Origin of the sequence: Synechococcus sp. H55.11, assembly GCF_047462475.1 — a bacterium.
In the GTDB taxonomy this organism is placed as follows: Bacteria; Cyanobacteriota; Cyanobacteriia; order Thermostichales; family Thermostichaceae; genus Thermostichus.
In genome coordinates this window covers 23,155-39,120 of record NZ_JANSJI010000261.1, presented here as the reverse complement: position 1 = coordinate 39,120, position 15,966 = coordinate 23,155, and the positions used below count along the sequence as shown (strand labels likewise).

General features: G+C 60.5%; 13 protein-coding genes and 1 tRNA gene. 6 read left to right on the top strand and 8 right to left on the bottom strand.

Annotation, left to right across the window (positions count from 1 at the left end):
* On the bottom strand, positions 1 to 2,399 hold a 2,399-nt coding region (gene secA, locus NW853_RS10570; protein ID WP_414332851.1), incomplete at its 3' end, for a preprotein translocase subunit SecA.
* 198 nt (positions 2,400 to 2,597) lie between these two features.
* Between secA and NW853_RS10565 the strand changes: the two genes are divergently transcribed.
* The 3 genes from NW853_RS10565 to purU all read left to right on the top strand — a co-directional run bounded on the left by NW853_RS10565 (position 2,598) and on the right by purU (position 4,086).
* Complete coding sequence (locus NW853_RS10565) at positions 2,598 to 2,912, top strand: TatA/E family twin arginine-targeting protein translocase (RefSeq protein WP_414348988.1); 315 nt, start codon at positions 2,598 to 2,600, stop codon at positions 2,910 to 2,912.
* Positions 2,913 to 2,915: 3 nt separating this feature from the next.
* Positions 2,916 to 3,176, top strand: a complete 261-nt coding sequence (locus tag NW853_RS10560) for a hypothetical protein (RefSeq protein ID WP_414332847.1) — start codon at positions 2,916 to 2,918, stop codon at positions 3,174 to 3,176.
* A 61-nt stretch (positions 3,177 to 3,237) separates the two neighbouring features.
* A complete protein-coding gene (gene purU, locus NW853_RS10555) occupies positions 3,238 to 4,086 on the top strand; it encodes a formyltetrahydrofolate deformylase (protein WP_414332845.1) in 849 nt (282 codons plus the stop codon).
* A gap of 381 nt (positions 4,087 to 4,467) precedes the next feature.
* Here purU and NW853_RS10550 read toward each other — a convergent pair whose 3' ends face one another.
* Positions 4,468 to 5,859, bottom strand: a complete 1,392-nt coding sequence (locus NW853_RS10550; RefSeq protein ID WP_414348987.1) for a TldD/PmbA family protein — start codon at positions 5,857 to 5,859, stop codon at positions 4,468 to 4,470.
* A gap of 150 nt (positions 5,860 to 6,009) precedes the next feature.
* Between NW853_RS10550 and NW853_RS10545 the strand changes: the two genes are divergently transcribed.
* Positions 6,010 to 7,572 carry a bifunctional orotidine-5'-phosphate decarboxylase/orotate phosphoribosyltransferase gene (locus NW853_RS10545; protein WP_414348997.1) on the top strand — a complete coding sequence of 521 codons (1,563 nt, stop codon included), beginning with the start codon at positions 6,010 to 6,012 and terminating at the stop codon, positions 7,570 to 7,572.
* Between the two features lie 88 nt (positions 7,573 to 7,660).
* On the opposite strand, the gene leuS is transcribed toward NW853_RS10545, so the two are convergent.
* Both leuS and NW853_RS10535 read right to left on the bottom strand, forming a co-directional pair.
* Positions 7,661 to 10,282: a leucine--tRNA ligase gene (leuS, locus tag NW853_RS10540; protein ID WP_414332842.1), complete on the bottom strand. Its 2,622-nt coding sequence runs from the start codon at positions 10,280 to 10,282 to the stop codon at positions 7,661 to 7,663.
* Positions 10,283 to 10,340: 58 nt separating this feature from the next.
* On the bottom strand, positions 10,341 to 11,231 hold the full coding sequence (locus NW853_RS10535) for a ferredoxin--NADP(+) reductase (RefSeq protein ID WP_414332840.1): 891 nt from the start codon (positions 11,229 to 11,231) through the stop codon (positions 10,341 to 10,343).
* 330 nt (positions 11,232 to 11,561) lie between these two features.
* Between NW853_RS10535 and NW853_RS10530 the strand changes: the two genes are divergently transcribed.
* Together NW853_RS10530 and pgl are read left to right on the top strand one after the other, a co-directional pair.
* Positions 11,562 to 12,569: a phosphoribulokinase gene (locus NW853_RS10530; RefSeq protein WP_414348986.1), complete on the top strand. Its 1,008-nt coding sequence runs from the start codon at positions 11,562 to 11,564 to the stop codon at positions 12,567 to 12,569.
* Positions 12,570 to 12,663: 94 nt separating this feature from the next.
* On the top strand, positions 12,664 to 13,395 hold the full coding sequence (pgl, locus tag NW853_RS10525) for a 6-phosphogluconolactonase (protein WP_414332837.1): 732 nt from the start codon (positions 12,664 to 12,666) through the stop codon (positions 13,393 to 13,395).
* A 291-nt stretch (positions 13,396 to 13,686) separates the two neighbouring features.
* On the opposite strand, the gene NW853_RS10520 is transcribed toward pgl, so the two are convergent.
* The 4 genes from NW853_RS10520 to rplS all read right to left on the bottom strand — a co-directional run bounded on the left by NW853_RS10520 (position 13,687) and on the right by rplS (position 15,906).
* On the bottom strand, positions 13,687 to 14,115 hold the full coding sequence (locus NW853_RS10520) for a hypothetical protein (RefSeq protein ID WP_414348985.1): 429 nt from the start codon (positions 14,113 to 14,115) through the stop codon (positions 13,687 to 13,689).
* Positions 14,116 to 14,509: 394 nt separating this feature from the next.
* Entirely contained in the window at positions 14,510 to 15,322 is an 813-nt protein-coding gene (locus NW853_RS10515) for a tetratricopeptide repeat protein (RefSeq protein WP_414348984.1), read from the bottom strand.
* A gap of 68 nt (positions 15,323 to 15,390) precedes the next feature.
* Positions 15,391 to 15,463, bottom strand: a tRNA-Trp gene (locus NW853_RS10510).
* A 50-nt stretch (positions 15,464 to 15,513) separates the two neighbouring features.
* Positions 15,514 to 15,906, bottom strand: coding sequence for a 50S ribosomal protein L19 (rplS, locus tag NW853_RS10505; RefSeq protein ID WP_414332833.1), 393 nt, complete (start codon positions 15,904 to 15,906; stop codon positions 15,514 to 15,516).
* Positions 15,907 to 15,966: the final 60 nt, after the last annotated feature.

Sequence of the window (15,966 nt, the reverse complement as noted above, 5' to 3'; positions counted from 1 at the left end):
AACTCCTGCATCTTGGCGGTCAGCTTGTCGATTTCCCACTCTTCCGGCGGCAGCTCCGGGTTGACGTGGGCCCGCACGATCTCCTCGACAGTCTTGCGCACATAGTCGAGGATTTTGGTTTTGAGGTTCTCCCCTTCCAAGATGCGCCGCCGCTCTGAGTAGATGGCCCGCCGCTGGTTGTTCATCACCTCGTCGTACTCAAACACCTGTTTGCGCAGGTCGAAGTAATACACTTCCACCTTGCGCTGCGCGTTCTCCAGGCTGCTGGAAAGCAGCGGGTGCTCGATGGGCATGTCCTCATCCACCCGGAACATGTCCATCAGTTTGGCCACCCGCTCGCCACCGAAGATCTTGAGCAGGTTATCTTCCAGGCTGAGGAAAAACCGCGAGGAGCCGGGATCCCCTTGCCGTCCGGCGCGGCCCCGCAACTGGTTGTCGATGCGACGGGACTCGTGGCGCTCCGTGCCGATCACGTGCAGGCCGCCCAGCCGCACCACTTCCTCGTGCTCGGCCTCGGTTACCTTTTCGTACTCGGCCTTGATGCTGTTGTAGACCTCCCGCAGTTGCAAGATCAGCGGATCCTGCACCGGCGCTTTCTCCGAGGCCACCGCGATGAGATCTTCCACCACCAGCTCCGGCAGGCGGTTCAACCCATATTTGGTCACCGCCGCCGCCACCACCTCCTCCAGCGCTTGGCTGGTGCGGGCCGACAGCTCACAGGGGTAAAAGTTGGGAGAGACCACCGTCCAGGATTTTTTCGGCTTAGGTGAGGATCCTCCAAATCCCTGGCCCCCACCCCGCCCTAGCATGGGAACGGATCCCAGCGGGTTGTCGGCGTCCAGTTGCACCAGCTTGGGCATCAGCCGTTCCCGCAGCTTGAGGCGGGCCATGTACTCGGCATTGCCGCCCAAGATAATGTCCGTGCCGCGCCCGGCCATGTTGGTAGCAATGGTTACGGCACCTTTGCGCCCCGCCTGGGCGATGATCTCCGCTTCCCGCTCCACGTTCTCCGGCTTGGCGTTGAGGAGGTTGTGCGGGATCCCCATCTCCTTGAGCATGGCCGAGAGGCGCTCAGATTTTTCCACGCTGGTCGTCCCCACCAGTACCGGCCGGCCCCGCTCGTGCATGTGGGCAATTTCCTCGGCGACCGCTTTCCACTTGGCGTTTTCGGTCTTGTAGACCAAGTCGGGAGCATCTTTACGGCGGATGGGCCGGTTGGTGGGGATCACCGTCACTTCCAGGTTGTAGGTTTTGCCGAACTCGGCTTCCTCGGTGCGGGCGGTGCCCGTCATGCCGGAGAGCTTGGGATAGAGCAGGAAGAGGTTTTGGTAGGTGATGGTGGCCAGGGTTTGGCTCTCGTTTTGGATCGGCACCCCCTCCTTGGCTTCCACCGCCTGGTGCAGCCCATCCGACCAGCGGCGACCGGGGAGCACCCGCCCGGTGAACTCGTCCACGATCACCACCTCTTGGTTGCGGACGATGTAGTGGACATCCTTGATGAAGAGCTCCTTGGCCTTCACCGCATTAAAGACAAAGTGGGCCCAGGGATCCTTGGGGTCAAACAGATCGGAGACCCCCAGCAACCGCTCGGCGGCTTCAAACCCTTCGTCGGTGAGGATGACGTTGCGGGCTTTTTCGTCCACTTCGTAGTGCTCGTCCCGGATCAGCTCCCGCGCCACCTGGGCCGCCTTGAGGTACTTTTCGGAGGGGCGGGCCATCTGGCCGGAGATGATCAGGGGGGTGCGGGCCTCGTCGATGAGGATGGAGTCCACCTCGTCGATGATGCAGTAGTTGAAGGGCCGCTGCATCACCTCTTTGATGTCGGTGGCCATGTTGTCCCGCAGGTAGTCGAAGCCCAGCTCGCTATTGGTGCAGTAGGTGATGTCGCAGTTGTAGCTGCGCCGCTTCTCTTCGGTGGACATACCCTCTTGCACCAGGCCAACCGTCAGGCCCAAGAAACGGTGCACCTGCCCCATCCACTCCGAGTCCCGCCGGGCCAAGTAGCCGTTGACGGTAACGATGTGAACCCCCTTGCCGGTCAGGCCGTTGAGATAGGCAGGCAGGGTGGCGACCAGTGTTTTCCCCTCGCCGGTTTTCATCTCGGCAATCTGGCCCTCGTGCAGCACCATGCCGCCGATGAGCTGCACGTCGTAGTGGCGCAAGTTGAGAACCCGCTTGGCCGCTTCCCGCACCACCGCAAACGCCTCGGGCAGGAGGTCGTCGAGGGACTCCCCTCTATCCAGGCGCTGGCGAAACTCGGTGGTCTTGGCCCTGAGCTCCGCATCGGAAAGAGAGGCGATCTCGATCTCCAGCGAGTTGATCAGCTTGACAACAGGACGGTACTGGCGGATCTTGCGATCGTTGGGATCCCCAAGGAGCTTTTGTAGGGTTTGGAGCATGGGCAAGCCTGGGCCGATAAAGAAGTTGACTGATGACGCAATTTTACCATTTTGATTTGGCTGGCCAGGGAGAAGTTGGCCTGGGCGAGCTGAGCACAAAACACCTAAGCTGTGGGAATGGCTGAAGAGGGCCTGCGGTGACTTGCGGTCTGCGGCGAGAAAATGTCAGTCTAGGGAAGCGAAGGGATCCCAGGGCTTATGAACTTTTTGGGTGTTGGACTGCCGGAAATGTTGGTCATCTTTGCGGTGGCCCTTTTGGTCTTTGGGCCGCGCAAATTGCCGGAGATCGGTCGCACGTTGGCCAAAACCCTGCGCAGCTTGCAAGATGCCTCCAGAGAGTTTGAGGCGCAGTTGAACCGAGAGGCACAGGAGCTGGAAAAAGCTGTCCGCCCAGCAGCGGCCCGAACCCAAGCCGAGTCGGTCGCCACAGCCAATCCGCCTGGCAAACCCGCCAATGGGGCAGAACCCGTAGCCGCCACAGCCGACAACTCGCCAACCGCAGACGCCGCCTAGTCGATGGCCCGCTTCAACCCGCTTTGCTTTGGCCTGGAGATCGCGCGCCTGTTCGAGCAAGGGCAGTCCTATTTTGCCCCGGCGAAGGTGGAAACCTGGCTGCGGCAGCACGGCCAAAACCCCTCCGACTACGAGATCTCGTTTCACCAGGAGCTGCCCCCTGCCGGCTCCTCGGCAACCATCTGGATTCGCATCGACCTGAAGCGTTGGGATGGCCAGCCGGTGGATCCCTGGCTGTTGGCAGAGATCAACCGGGTCGATTGACAGCCTTGCTCTGGGGCCGATCCAGGCCCTAGGGTAAAGGGGCGAGCTCTTCGCACCCTCTATGCCCACGGCCACTTTGTTGGTGTCTTGCCCCGATCAGAAAGGGCTGGTAGCCAAGCTCTCCAATTTTATCTACAGCTACGACGGCAACATCCTGCATGCCGACCACCACACGGATCCCGAGGCAGGGCTGTTCCTAAGCCGCATCGAGTGGGACTTAGAGGGCTTCCAACTGGAGCGGGCGGAAATTGTCCCCGCCTTCTCGGGCATTGCCCGTGGGATCCAGGCCAACTGGGAACTGCATTTTTCCGACACGCGCCGTCGCCTTGCCGTGTGGGCCAGCAAGCAGCCCCACTGTCTGTTGGATCTCATCTGGCGGCAGAGGGCTGGGGAACTGCCGGCGGAGATCCCTTTGATCATCAGCAACCACCCCGACTTGGAGCCGCTGGCCCGCTCCTTCGGCATCGACTACCATCACATCCCGATTTCTCCAGAGAGCAAAGCAGAGGCAGAAACCCGCCAGCTTGCCTTGCTGCAGGAGTATCGCATCGACCTGGTGGTGTTGGCCAAGTACATGCAGGTGCTGAGCGGGTGGCTGCTCCGCCAGGCGCCGCCGGTGATCAACATTCACCATTCCACCCTGCCCGCCTTTGCCGGCGCCAACCCCTACCAGCGCGCCCACCAACGGGGCGTCAAGATCATCGGCGCAACTGCCCACTACGCCACCGAAGATCTGGATGAGGGGCCGATCATCGAGCAGGATGTGGTGCGGGTCAGCCACCGCGATACCGTTGCCGACCTGATCCGCAAAGGCCGCGACATGGAACGCCTAGTCCTGGCTCGGGCCGTGCGCTATCACCTGGAAAATCGCGTGCTGGTCTACCACAACAAAACGGTGGTGTTTGCTTGATGAGCAAAAAACTGGGCTTATAAGCGCTCCGCGCCGCTGCCCTCACCCCCGGCCCCTCTCCCAGAGGGAGTACTCCCTCACCCCCGGCCCCTCTCCCAGAGGGAGTACTCCCTCACCCCCGGCCCCTCTCCCAGAGGGAGAGGGGAGTTAGGGATAGGGCTCCGCGCGGCCAGCGCGTTCGTGACAGCGTTACGTGGCAATAACGTTTCATTGCTATTTGATGATGACTAAGTAAGCAGAACTTTGCGGCTTGGCTATAGGGAACTGTCTAGGGGCGCATTGACAACCCCTTTACGAGCCTGTCCATGGGCTGCGTAAGGATCCCCCGACTTAAGTGGTGGGAGTGGCAACGACCCTACGGGTAGAGTCCCGCCGAAGCAGCTAAGCAGTCTGTTGTCCGCCTACAATGGCCCGGCAGCGAATGTAGGGACCGCCTGCATCCACCTTGGCCGGCTGCCCCTTGCCGCAATGGCCAGATCCCAGGTCCCAGAGAAAATCCCGCGAGACGGCATCCACCGATTGCAACACTTCAAAGGCATTGCCCGTGATGGTGACCCCTCGCAGCAGCTCCGCCAGCTTGCCGTTGCGAATGCGGTAGGCCCGCTCCACGCCAAACATAAACTCGCCGGTGGAGTCGGCTTGCCCGTTTCTGGCCCCATCCAGGAAGTAGCCGTCGGGAGTGCTGGCGATGATCTCCTCCAAAGTCTGGGATCCCGGCTCGAGGTAGGTGTTGCGCATGCGGATGAGGGGCTCATCGGCATATTCCCAGGCGCGGGCGTTGCCGGTAGGCTCGACGCCGAAGTGGGCAGCCGTTTCGCGGTTGTGCAGGTAGCTCACCAAAATGCCGTTTTGGATGATGGTGGTGGTTTGGGTGGGAACGCCTTCGTCGTCCACCGGCAGCGTCCCCCCTGCCCCCGGCATAAATTCGGAGCGGCCTGAATCCTTGAGCGTAACCAGTTCGCTGGCCACCCGCTGGCCCAGCTTGCCGGCAGCCACCGAGCCGGCCAAGACAAAATCCGCCTCGACGGTGTGGCCAATGGCCTCGTGCACCAGCAGACCCACGATGGAAGGAGACAAAATGACCGTGGCCCATCCTCCCTCGGCGTAGCCTGCGGAGAGGAGATCGACCGCAGTAGCAGCCGCCTTTTCCGCCATCTGCAAGGGATCCGAGCGGAACAGACAGTCCCACCCCCCCGTTACCCCGATGGACTCGGCGCCGCTGCTCAGTTGGCCATCGGCCTCGGCCACCGCTTGTACCCGCAATTCGGGGCGCACCAGGCGAAAGGCCACATCCGCCCCATCGGTGGTGACAATGGCTTTTTCCTCGTAGATCTCGTTGTAGGTGCAACTGGCGGAGCTAATACGAGCGGAAGACTTCTGGGCTTGGGCTTCCGTTTCCAAAACCAACTGGATCTTCGCCTCTAGAGGCTTGTTGAGCACCTCTCCCACGCCGGGCTCGCAAAACTCCCCTTGGGCCAACCCCACGCTGGGCAAAGCCTGCAACTTGTGTTTGCGGTAGTCGGCGCTGGCGCGGGCAGCCTGCTGCGCCTCGGCAATGGCCTCTCGAATGGCAGCCGGCGAGGGATCCCCGGTGGCGGCAAAGCCCCAGGTGCCGGCCTCTAGCACCCGCACCCCCACGCCGGAACGGCGGCGAACCGCGGTGCGCTCAAGGCGGCCTTTCTCGGCGGTGACACTGCGAAACACCTTGCTGTGGTAGCGCAGTTCCACAAAGCCAGAGCAATCTCGAAGGATGTCGCGCAGAAGGTCTCGCATGGCAACAGGGGGATAGATGCGGTGCTCAATTCAGCATAGCCTCATTGTGGGCTTAATCGGGGTCGAACCTTGGCCTGACGGGAAGGGATCCCAAAGGAGAGGATGGAGAACGACGCACAATGAGAAAAGCCAAGGAGCCGACCGTTGCAGGTGAAAAGATATGGGGTGAGTTTCAGCGACAAGTGGGTGGCTGCAAGCCGGCAGAACCAAAGCTGTCTCTGGCTGGGCTTGGATCCCAATCCAGAGCTGTTACCTGCCCACCTCAGGCCAAAGGGAGAGCCCGATTCCAACCTGGTTGCCTCTGCAACACCGCAAATGATGGCCGCCTTGCTGGACTGGCTGGGCTGGGTGATCGAGCAGACGCAGGATCACGTGTGCGCCTACAAGCCGACGCTGGGGTTTTATTTGGCCCTGGGATCTGGCGGCCTGGAGTTGCTGGAAGCGGTGCTGCGCCGAGTGCCCCCAGGGATCCCGGTCATTCTCGATGCCAAGTACGCCGATTTGAACAGCGCCTCTGTTCTGGCTCGGCAGGCTTTTGAAGTTTGGAATGTGGATGCCCTCACCCTCAATCCTTATGCAGGCCAGGATCTGGTGGCTCCGTTTTTGCTCTATCCTCACAAAGCTGTGTTTCTGCTCTGCCGTACCAGCAATCCGGGGGCCAACGCCATCCAGGACTACCCTGCCGAAGCCATCGCCGGGCAGCAGGAAGGAATAGAGAGCGTGGAACCCCTTCACCTAAATCTGGTGAAACAGTGCCGCCATTGGGGCACACCCGAACAGGTAGCGCTGGAAGTGGGATCCGCGCATCCCTCAGTGATGGGTCGCATCCGCGCCGCTGCTCCCGAACGGCTGATCTTGGCCCGCAGCCTCTGGGGAGAGGGCGTGGACTGGCAGGCTTGTCTGCAGGCGGGGTTGAACGCCCATGGAGAGGGCCTGTTGCTGCCGGTACCCCAGGACTGGTTGGCTCGCCAGGATTTGAAAGAGGCTGTAAGCCAGTTGCGAGAAACCGTGGAAACAGCTCGCTCTCAGAAGGGACAGTCGGGATCTGGGTCGGCTTGCACCTTGTGGGTGCCGGATGTCTGTCTGTTGCAGCCCAATCCTCATACGGATTTGATCCTAGAGCTGTACGACATCGGCTGTATTCTATTTGGAGATTATGTCCAGGCTTCTGGGCAAACTTTGCCCTATTACATTGATCTGCGTACCATTATTTCCAAGCCGCAAATCTTCCATCGCGTTCTCAAGGCTTACGCAGAGATTTTAGAAACCCTTTCCTTCGAGCGGATTGCCGGGATCCCCTATGGATCTCTGCCGACGGCAACCGGATTATCCTTGCGCTTAAATAAGCCGATGATCTATCCCCGCAAAGAGGTAAAAGCCCACGGAACTCGCCGGCAAATCGAGGGATCCTACCAACCGGGGGAAACGGTGGTTGTAGTGGATGACGTTTTGATTACAGGGCGCAGCGCCATGGAAGGAGCCGAGAAACTGCGCTCGGCAGGGCTAAAGGTGGAAGACATTGTGGTGCTGATCGATCACGAGCAGGGGGCGCGAGAGCGTTTGCAAGAGCAGGGGTACCGCGGCCATGCCGTTCTCACCCTCTCGGAAATCAAAACCACCCTTTTCCGCGCCGGCCGCATTGACGAAGCCCAGTTTAATCATCTCTCCCAGCTCTCACCCCCAGCCCCTCTCCCTGAGGGAGAGGGGAGTTAGAGCGGCGCGAAAGCTACAACGACATGGTTCGGTTACGGAAAGCCGGTAGGGCTGCCATGCCGACCCCAAACCTGATGGCCAGACGCAGCTAGAGAACCAAGTTAACCAGCTTTTTCGGCACCACCACCACTTTTTTGGGCGTCGCCCCTTCCAGATACTTTTGCGCCGCCTCAGACTGAAGGGCCAAGCGTTCCTGCTCCTCTGGCGTCACGTCCGCCGGTGCCTCAAATGAGCCGCGCAATTTGCCGTTCACCTGAATCACAATGGTTACCGTGTCGGCCACCAGAGCCGCCGGATCATGGCTGGGCCAAGATTGACGATGGACTGAGTCCGGGCCGCCCAGCGCCTGCCACAACTCCTCGGCAATGTGGGGGGCAAAGGGGGCCAAGAGCAACACCAGGGTGCGCATCCCCTCCGCATAGACCGGCGAATCCGGGATCCCGGCCTCGGCCAGGGCATTGCTCAGCTTCATCAGCTCGGCGATGGCGGTGTTGAGCTGGTATTCCTCCAGATCCTCACTGACTGCCTGGATGGCCGTGTGGACGGCGCGGCGCAGATCTTTTTCGGCCTTGGTCAGGGATCCCGCCTCGACCTGGGCCTGCAGCAGCTCGGCGGCTTTGCCCCGCAAGGACTCCGTCCCGCTACCGCGAACGACAAACTCGTACACCTGCCGCCAGACGCGGTTGAGAAAGCGAAACTGGCCTTCCACATCGGCGTCGTCCCACTCCAGATCTTTCTCGGGGGGCGCCTTGAAGAGGATAAACATGCGGGCTGTGTCCGCTCCGTAGTGGGCCAGCACCTCCTCCGGATCCACGCCGTTGCCTTTGGATTTGGACATGGTGGCGTAGATAACTTGCAGGGGCTCGCCGGTCTCTGGATCTGTGGGGTTGTTGGGATCCTTGACCAGAGCCGCCGGGATCCAGCGATCCTTGCCGGACTTGTTGGGGTTGTAGTAGGTGCGCCCCTGCACCATCCCCTGGGTGAGCAGACGCAAGAACGGCTCGTCAAAATTCAGCAGCCCCTGATCTCGCAGCACCTTGGTGAAAAAGCGGGAATAGAGCAGGTGCAAGATGGCGTGCTCGATACCGCCCACGTACTGATCTACCGGCAGCCAGGCGTTGACCAGGTCTCTGCGGAAGATCTCGCGGTCGTTGCGGGGATCGCTGAAGCGCAGGAAATACCAGGACGAGCAGATGAAGGTGTCCATGGTGTCGGTCTCGCGGCGGGCATCGGCGCCACAGGTGGGGCATTTTACCTTCACCCAGTCCTCCAAGTGGGCCAAGGGAGAGCCACCTCGTCCGCTCAGCTCCACATCCTCCGGCAACAGCACCGGCAGATCCTCCTCCGGCACCGGCACAATCCCGCAGTGGGGGCAATGAATTACGGGGATGGGGCAGCCCCAGTAGCGCTGCCGCGAGATGAGCCAATCCCGCAGGCGGTAGTTCACCTGCCGTTCCCCCAAGCCCTGACTCTCTAACCAGGCGATGGCTCTTTCTACGCTCTGCCCTGGGCCTTTGCCCACCGGGATCCCGTCCAAGGGGCCGGAGTTGATCATCACCCCTTCCCCTGTCCAGGCCGACTGCAGATCTGCAGCCGTCTCCCCTGCCTCGCCGGGCGGCTGCACCACCTGCTTGATGGGCAGGCCAAACTTGCGGGCAAACTCGAAGTCCCGCTGGTCGTGGGCGGGCACGGCCATGATGGCCCCCGTACCGTAGCCCATCAGCACATAGTCGGCAATCCAGATGGGGATCCGCTCTTGGTTGACGGGGTTGATGGCGTAGGATCCCGTCCAGACGCCCGTTTTTTCCCGGTCTTCGGCGCTGCGCTCGATCTCGCTGCGGGCGGCAGCCTCGGCCTGGTAAGCCTTGACGACGGGCTGTTGCTCAGGGGTGGTGAGCTTGTCCACCAAGGGGTGCTCCGGCGACATGACCATGAAGGTGGCCCCCCAGAGGGTATCGGGCCGCGTGGTGAACACCGGCAGCTCCTCCCCTGTCTCCGCTTTGAAGACAACCCTAGCCCCCACCGACCGGCCGATCCAGTTCTCCTGCATAATGCGCACCCGCTCCGGCCAGCCGGAGAGCTGTTCTAGGTCGGCCAGCAGTTGGTCAGCATAGGCGGTGATTTTGAAAAACCACTGCTTGAGCAGGCGCTTTTCCACCAGAGCGCCGGATCGCCAGGAGCGCCCCTCCGCATCCACCTGCTCGTTGGCCAGCACCGTCTGATCCACGGGATCCCAGTTCACCGCCGCCTCTTTTTGGTAGGCCAGGCCCGCCTTCAAAAATTGCAGGAAGATCCACTGCGTCCATTTGTAGTAGTCTGGCGAACAACTGGCTATCTCCCGCTCCCAGTCGTAGGAAAGCCCCAGCCGTTGCAGTTGATCCCGCATCTGGGCGATGTTCTGGTAGGTCCACTTGGCCGGCGGGATCCCCCGGTCGATGGCGGCATTCTCCGCCGGCAGACCAAAGGCATCCCAGCCCATCGGGTGCAGCACCGCGTACCCTTGCATGCGCTTGTGGCGGGCAATCACATCGGTGATGGTGTAGTTGCGGACATGCCCCATGTGCAGGTTGCCGCTGGGGTAGGGGAACATCGACAAAGCATAAAACTTGCGGATCCCGTCCTTCAACTCTGGGGTGCGATCCAGCCCCATTTCACGCCAGTGGGCCTGCCACTTGCTCTCGATGGCCCGGGGATTGTAGCGCGCGTCCACGGTTTGATGCTCCTGGGGAAAAAGCGCTCACCCTTTACATGCTACGCAAGTTTTAAAATCAGTAGGTTTCTTCGTGCCACCTATCTGCTTTCTTCAGCTCCTTCTGGAACTTGCTCCAATCCTGACCGGCTTGTTCGGCCAAGGGCCCCATGACGTTGTTGATCCCGTCTTCCATCCCCTTGAGGCCGCAGATGTAGGTGTAGGTGTTGGGCTTTTGCAGCATCTCCCACAGCTCAGCGCCGTACTCCGCCATGCGGTTTTGCACGTACATCTTTTTGCCGTCGGGGGTTTGCTGTTCGCGGCTGATGGCGTAATCGACGCGGAAGCGATCCCCGTACTGGGCTTTCCAGGCCTCTAGATCCCCGTGGTAGAGCAAGGTGGAAGTGGTAGGTACCCCAAAAAACAGCCAGATCCTGCCCTGATAGTTGGGATCCTCCTCAAACAGATGCTTGATGAAGGCGCGAAAAGGGGCGATGCCGGTGCCGGTGGCGATCAAAATCAGGTTGGCGTTCTCATCTTCGGGCAGTAGGAAGGTTTTCCCCGAGGGCCCGGTGATCATCACCTCGTCGCCGGGTTTGAGATCGGTGAGGAAGCCGGAGCAGACCCCCACCCCCGGCTGGCCCGTCTCTTTATCCACGTATTCGGCCCGCTTCACGCTCAACGAAACGGTGCGCCCCTCGCCATCATCGCCGTAGCGGGTGGACGCAATGGAGTAGAGGCGGGGCTTGTGGGGCTTGCCTTTGGCATCTTCGCCAGGGGGGATAATGCCAACGCTTTGCCCTTCTAGGTAGCGGTAGTTGGGATCCGGCAAGCTGAGCACGATGTGCTTGGTCAGCCCGGGCGCCCCCTCGCCGACAATGGAGTAGGTCTCCACACATTGTCCGATCAGAGGCGCGTTGGGACGATACAGATTGACGACAACCTCTCGCTTTTCTGCGCTGGCAACCATAACTGCGATCTGCTCCTGGCACTGGAGAGAAAATGGATAGCAAACACCATAGCAGCCCGGCTGGCCAAATGGAACTTGCCAGCAGAGAAGCCGGCAGCCCTTTCGAGCTGATGCCGAGAGCGACACCCCCAAAAAACTGCTCCCAGCCGAGCTCAGCGGCCAAGAATATGCATTTTTTGTTAAATTGTTCCTTAAGGTGCTGATATCTCTGGCCTGCAAGCGGGTTGTGAGGTAGTGGCTCTGTTGTGGTATCATGCAGAGCCGTAACAGTTGGTAACTTTCCTAGCAGCTTTTTCTCAGTTTTGCCCTGCCCGTCCCCAAGGAGTTCCCATGGCAAGCAGTCCTGATCGTATTGTGATGATTGGTGTCGCCGGAGATTCTGGCTGTGGCAAATCCACGTTTTTACGTCGGCTGGGGGATCTGTTTGGCCGGGATCTGATCACCACCATTTGTCTGGACGACTATCACTCCTTGGATCGCTACCAGCGCAAAGAGAAGGGCATCACGGCACTGGATCCCCGCGCCAACAACTTCGACCTGATGTACGAGCAGGCCAAGGCGCTCAAGAATGGCCAAAGCGTGATGAAGCCGATTTACAACCACGAGACCGGCCTCATCGACCCGCCGGAGCGGGTGGATCCCAACCGCATCATCGTCCTGGAAGGGCTGCATCCCATGTACGACGAGCGGGTGCGCGAGCTGCTGGACTTCAAGGTGTACTTGGATTTGGCGCCGGAGATCAAGATTGCCTGGAAGGTGAAGCGGGACATGGCCGAGCGGGGCCACACTTACGAAGATGTGTTGCGCTCGATCGAGGCTCGCCGTCCCGATTTTGAGGCTTATGTCGATGTGCAGAAGCAGTATGCCGATGCCGTCATCGAGGTTCTGCCCACCCAGTTGCTGCCAGAGCTGGATCCGGAGCACAAGGTGTTGCGGGTACGGCTGATTCAGCGGGAAGGGGTCAAGTACTTCGACCCCGTTTACCTCTTCGACGAAGGCTCCACCATCGATTGGATCCCTTGCGGCAAAAAGCTGACCTGTTCCTATCCGGGCATCCGCCTCCACTACGGCCCTTCCACCTACTTCGATCACCCGGTTTCGATTTTGGAGATCGACGGCACCTTTGAAAAACTGGAGGAAGTCGTCTACATCGAGAACCACTTGAGCAACCTGTCCACCCGCTACTACGGCGAGCTGACGGAACTGTTGCGCAAGCACCCAGAATACCCGGGATCCCGCAATGGCTCTGGCCTGATTCAGGTTATCGTGGGCCTAAAGCTGCGCGCCCTTTACGAGCAAATCCAGGCCGAAGCCAAAGAGTTGGCGGTGGCTTCCTAACCTTTGCCCGCCCAAGCGGCTCAAGAGGGATTGCCGGTAGAGTGTTGCTGCAGGTAGGCTGACCCGGTGGGAGTCAGCGTCAAGGTTTGGGTCTATGCAGGGATTCCAGTTGGAGATCTTTCCAGAGGGATCCGTCCTCATTCAGCGGGCCATCGAGGTTTGGCAAAGCCGGGCAGCGGCTGCCATCCGGGAGCGGGGACGTTTTACCGTGGTCCTGGCGGGGGGAAGCACCCCCAAGCAGTTGTATGCTGCTCTCGCCCAAACCCAAGGGATCCCTTGGCAACAAACCTGGCTGTTCTGGGGAGATGAGCGCTACGTCCCCCCGGAGCATCCCGAGAGCAACTACCGCATGGTGCAAGAAACCCTGCTGAAGTGGATCGGGATCCCGGCCGATCAGGTGTTTCCCATGCCCACCCAAGCGGGGGATCCGCTTCGCGATGCTGCCGACTATGAGGCGACCCTGCGGCGGCTTTTCGGCGCGGAGTGCCCTTCTCTCGACCTGATCTGGCTGGGGGTAGGGGAGGACGGCCACACAGCCTCTTTATTTCCCGACACCGCCGCCCTGCAGGTGCAACACCGCTGGGTAACAGTGGGGCAGAAAGGGCCGGAGCCGCGTCTAACCTTGACCTACCCTGTCCTCAATCGGGCAGCCCAGGTGGTGTTCTTGGTAACCGGAGCGAACAAAGCTGCCATTGTGAAAGAGGCGCTGACCACCGAGGCCCACCTACCCTGCCAGCGCGTCAACCCCAACGGACGGCTGCTCTGGTTGCTGGATGCGGCGGCGGCAGCTCAACTGCCCCTGCCAGCCGTCGCGCTGCTCAGGTGACGTACCCCCGCCCTCATGCTGATGCATAGAGGGCAAGCTGCTCGTTTCAACAGGGAGCGATTGTGGGAACCCCACCGCGTCCAGATTCCGGCAACGCCGTTTTGTGCAACCACCTCGGTTCCAGCACAGAAACTCCCGGCCCTTGCTGCCGCGGCCGTCCTGCCGACAGAGGGCGGGTTGGCTAAACGCGATTAAGCCACTCCTCAAGCGCTTCCCTCACCCCCAGCCCCTCACCCCCGGCCCCTCTCCCAGAGGGAGAGGGGAGTTGAAAACCGGCGGGGCAGGGATCCCTCAGGGGGTGCCGGGCAAATTCTTCAGTACTGGGATGACCAGCTCTTGGACGGGCAGGGCCACAGGCTGAGCGGAGTCGCTGCTCAGAGAACTGGATGGCACCGAAGGGGAAGAGCTTGGGATCTCGCCAATGGGCCGCAGTTGCCAGCGGATGATCTGATCGCCGCGGTAAAAAGTAACCAGCAACTGATCCCCCTGCGACTGGATTTGCCAAGTGCCATCGCCGCTATTGACCGAAATATGGCCGCCGGAAAACGGTGCATCCAAAACCGGCCCCGATTGGGTCCAGATACGTCCTCCACCCGTTTCCAAGACCAATTGCACCGTTGCCCCCTGCCCCTGGCCACTCAAAATTTGGCCGGTTCCGCTCCAAACCCGGGTTTCTGTCTGGGCCACAGCGGGCTGCCCAAGCTGCAAAACCACGAGCAACAGCCCTGCCCAGCTCCGGTGGCTTCGCCGTCCCCCTCTCCCATCAGAGAGGAAGAAAGAAGAGCGAGAGAAAAAAGCCATTGCACCCACGTTGATACCACACGTCGCGATAAGTCTAAAACAGACAAAAAATGAAGCAGTCCTTTACACAGTCTTTTTCGCAGTCTGCCGGCAGCACTCAGGATCCCTCCTTTGGCTCTGAGCTGAGCCTGCTGCCAGCATCCTCTCTCGGCTTGATCCCAATCTAGCAACCCCCATCCCCCCAGACAGGATGTAACCTGAGGCTCTGGCTGCGGGGATCCCCAGCAACTGTTTCGCCAATGCGCAGAGGTGGGTCTGCAGGTATTTTCTAGGCGATCCTTCCCACTATTTATTACTACTGAAGCTTGAGAGACTATTTGAGAGCAAGGAAACGCTCCAGAGCTGCCACCATCGCCGGTGGCCAACGGCGGACAGATCTCACCCATTCCAGGTCGGCGTAGCGGGGATCCAGCCCTTGCACGGCTACCCAGTGACTTTCGGCTTCTCCCTGGCGACCCTGCACCCAGAGAATGGCACTGAGAGCGGCCCGCATATCTGGAAACCTCGGGTACTTGCGCACCAAAGCCCGCATCAAGCGCAGCGCAGCCTCTGTTTCGCCCATCTGGTAGAGGCTGAGGGCATAGTTGGCCTGGGCAAAAGCGTAATCGGGAGCCAGCTCCGTGGCGCGGCGGTAGTCGGCCAAAGCCTGCTGCCAGTTGCCCAGCCCCGCTTCAGCATTGCCGCGGTTGTTGTAGGCCGCCGCATCGTTGGGATCCAACTGCAACACCCGTTCGTAATCCGCAATCGCCTCCTGCCACCGCCCCAATCCCTCCAAAGCAGCCCCTCGATTCAGATAGGGATCCGGCGCCTCAGGAGCCAAACGAATGGCCTCAGCGTAGTCCTCCAGAGCTGCCTGGAATTGGTGCTGGCCAACACGAGCATTGCCCCGATTGCTCCACAAGGCCGGATTGTGCGGCTGGATCTGCAACAGTTGAGTCCACAAGGCTTCCGCCTGGGCAAGATCCCCCCGCCCGGTAGCAGCAAAAGCCTCCTCAAACAGCCGATCGATCTCGGGATCTATCTTGGCGTTTGCCGCCGTAACTGGGTGCCAGATAGGGATCCCTAGCCAAAGCAGCAACCCCAGCAAGAGGGCAGAGAGTAGGTTGGGTACAGGAACGAACTTCATGGCTTCAACAGTTCCCTTGGGTGGGGCGTCCCCGTCCCAAGCCGTCACCGCAAGGGGTCTGACATCAACGCGCCCTGGAGGACTCGAACCCCCGACATCCGGTTTTGGAGACCGACGTTCTACCAACTGAACTAAGGACGCATTGGCAGGGACACACCCGCTTACTCAGTGTAGCAGGTACAACCCAAACCTCAGAGGGGCTGTTCCCGATTATCCATATTCTCTGTCTTGGCCTTGATGCGAGTGGCTTTGCCCACCCGATCCCGCAAGTAGAACAGCTTGGCCCGGCGCACTTTACCCCGCCGCAGCACCTGGATCGACTCAATGCGCGGGGAATGAATGAGAAAAACTCGCTCCACGCCGATCCCCTGGAAAACCTTGCGTACCGTAATGGTGCGGTTGATGCCGGAGTGGCGCATGGCAATGACCGTGCCCTCAAAAGCCTGCACCCGCTCCTTGCCCCCCTCTTGAATGCGAACTCCCACCCGTACCTGATCGCCAACCCGGATCTCAGGCAGATCCCTTTTCAGGTGCGCCGCCTCGATGGAGCGGATGATCTCTTCAGCGTTGATGCGAACGTTCATGGCCTTCCCGCGCTACCGGCAGTTAACTATGGTAGCAATCGTTCCTGTTTTCTGTACAGA

Excerpts from the sequence above, each read along its gene's own strand:
- pgl (WP_414332837.1), top strand. The coding sequence starts at position 12,664 with ATGCAGGGATTCCAGTTGGAGATCTTTCCAGAGGGATCCGTCCTCATT.
- NW853_RS10530 (WP_414348986.1), top strand. The coding sequence starts at position 11,562 with ATGGCAAGCAGTCCTGATCGTATTGTGATGATTGGTGTCGCCGGAGAT.
- purU (WP_414332845.1), top strand. The coding sequence starts at position 3,238 with ATGCCCACGGCCACTTTGTTGGTGTCTTGCCCCGATCAGAAAGGGCTG.
- rplS (WP_414332833.1), bottom strand. The coding sequence starts at position 15,906 with ATGAACGTTCGCATCAACGCTGAAGAGATCATCCGCTCCATCGAGGCG.
- NW853_RS10535 (WP_414332840.1), bottom strand. The coding sequence starts at position 11,231 with ATGGTTGCCAGCGCAGAAAAGCGAGAGGTTGTCGTCAATCTGTATCGT.
- NW853_RS10560 (WP_414332847.1), top strand. The coding sequence starts at position 2,916 with ATGGCCCGCTTCAACCCGCTTTGCTTTGGCCTGGAGATCGCGCGCCTG.
- NW853_RS10515 (WP_414348984.1), bottom strand. The coding sequence starts at position 15,322 with ATGAAGTTCGTTCCTGTACCCAACCTACTCTCTGCCCTCTTGCTGGGG.
- NW853_RS10550 (WP_414348987.1), bottom strand. The coding sequence starts at position 5,859 with ATGCGAGACCTTCTGCGCGACATCCTTCGAGATTGCTCTGGCTTTGTG.
- NW853_RS10565 (WP_414348988.1), top strand. The coding sequence starts at position 2,598 with ATGAACTTTTTGGGTGTTGGACTGCCGGAAATGTTGGTCATCTTTGCG.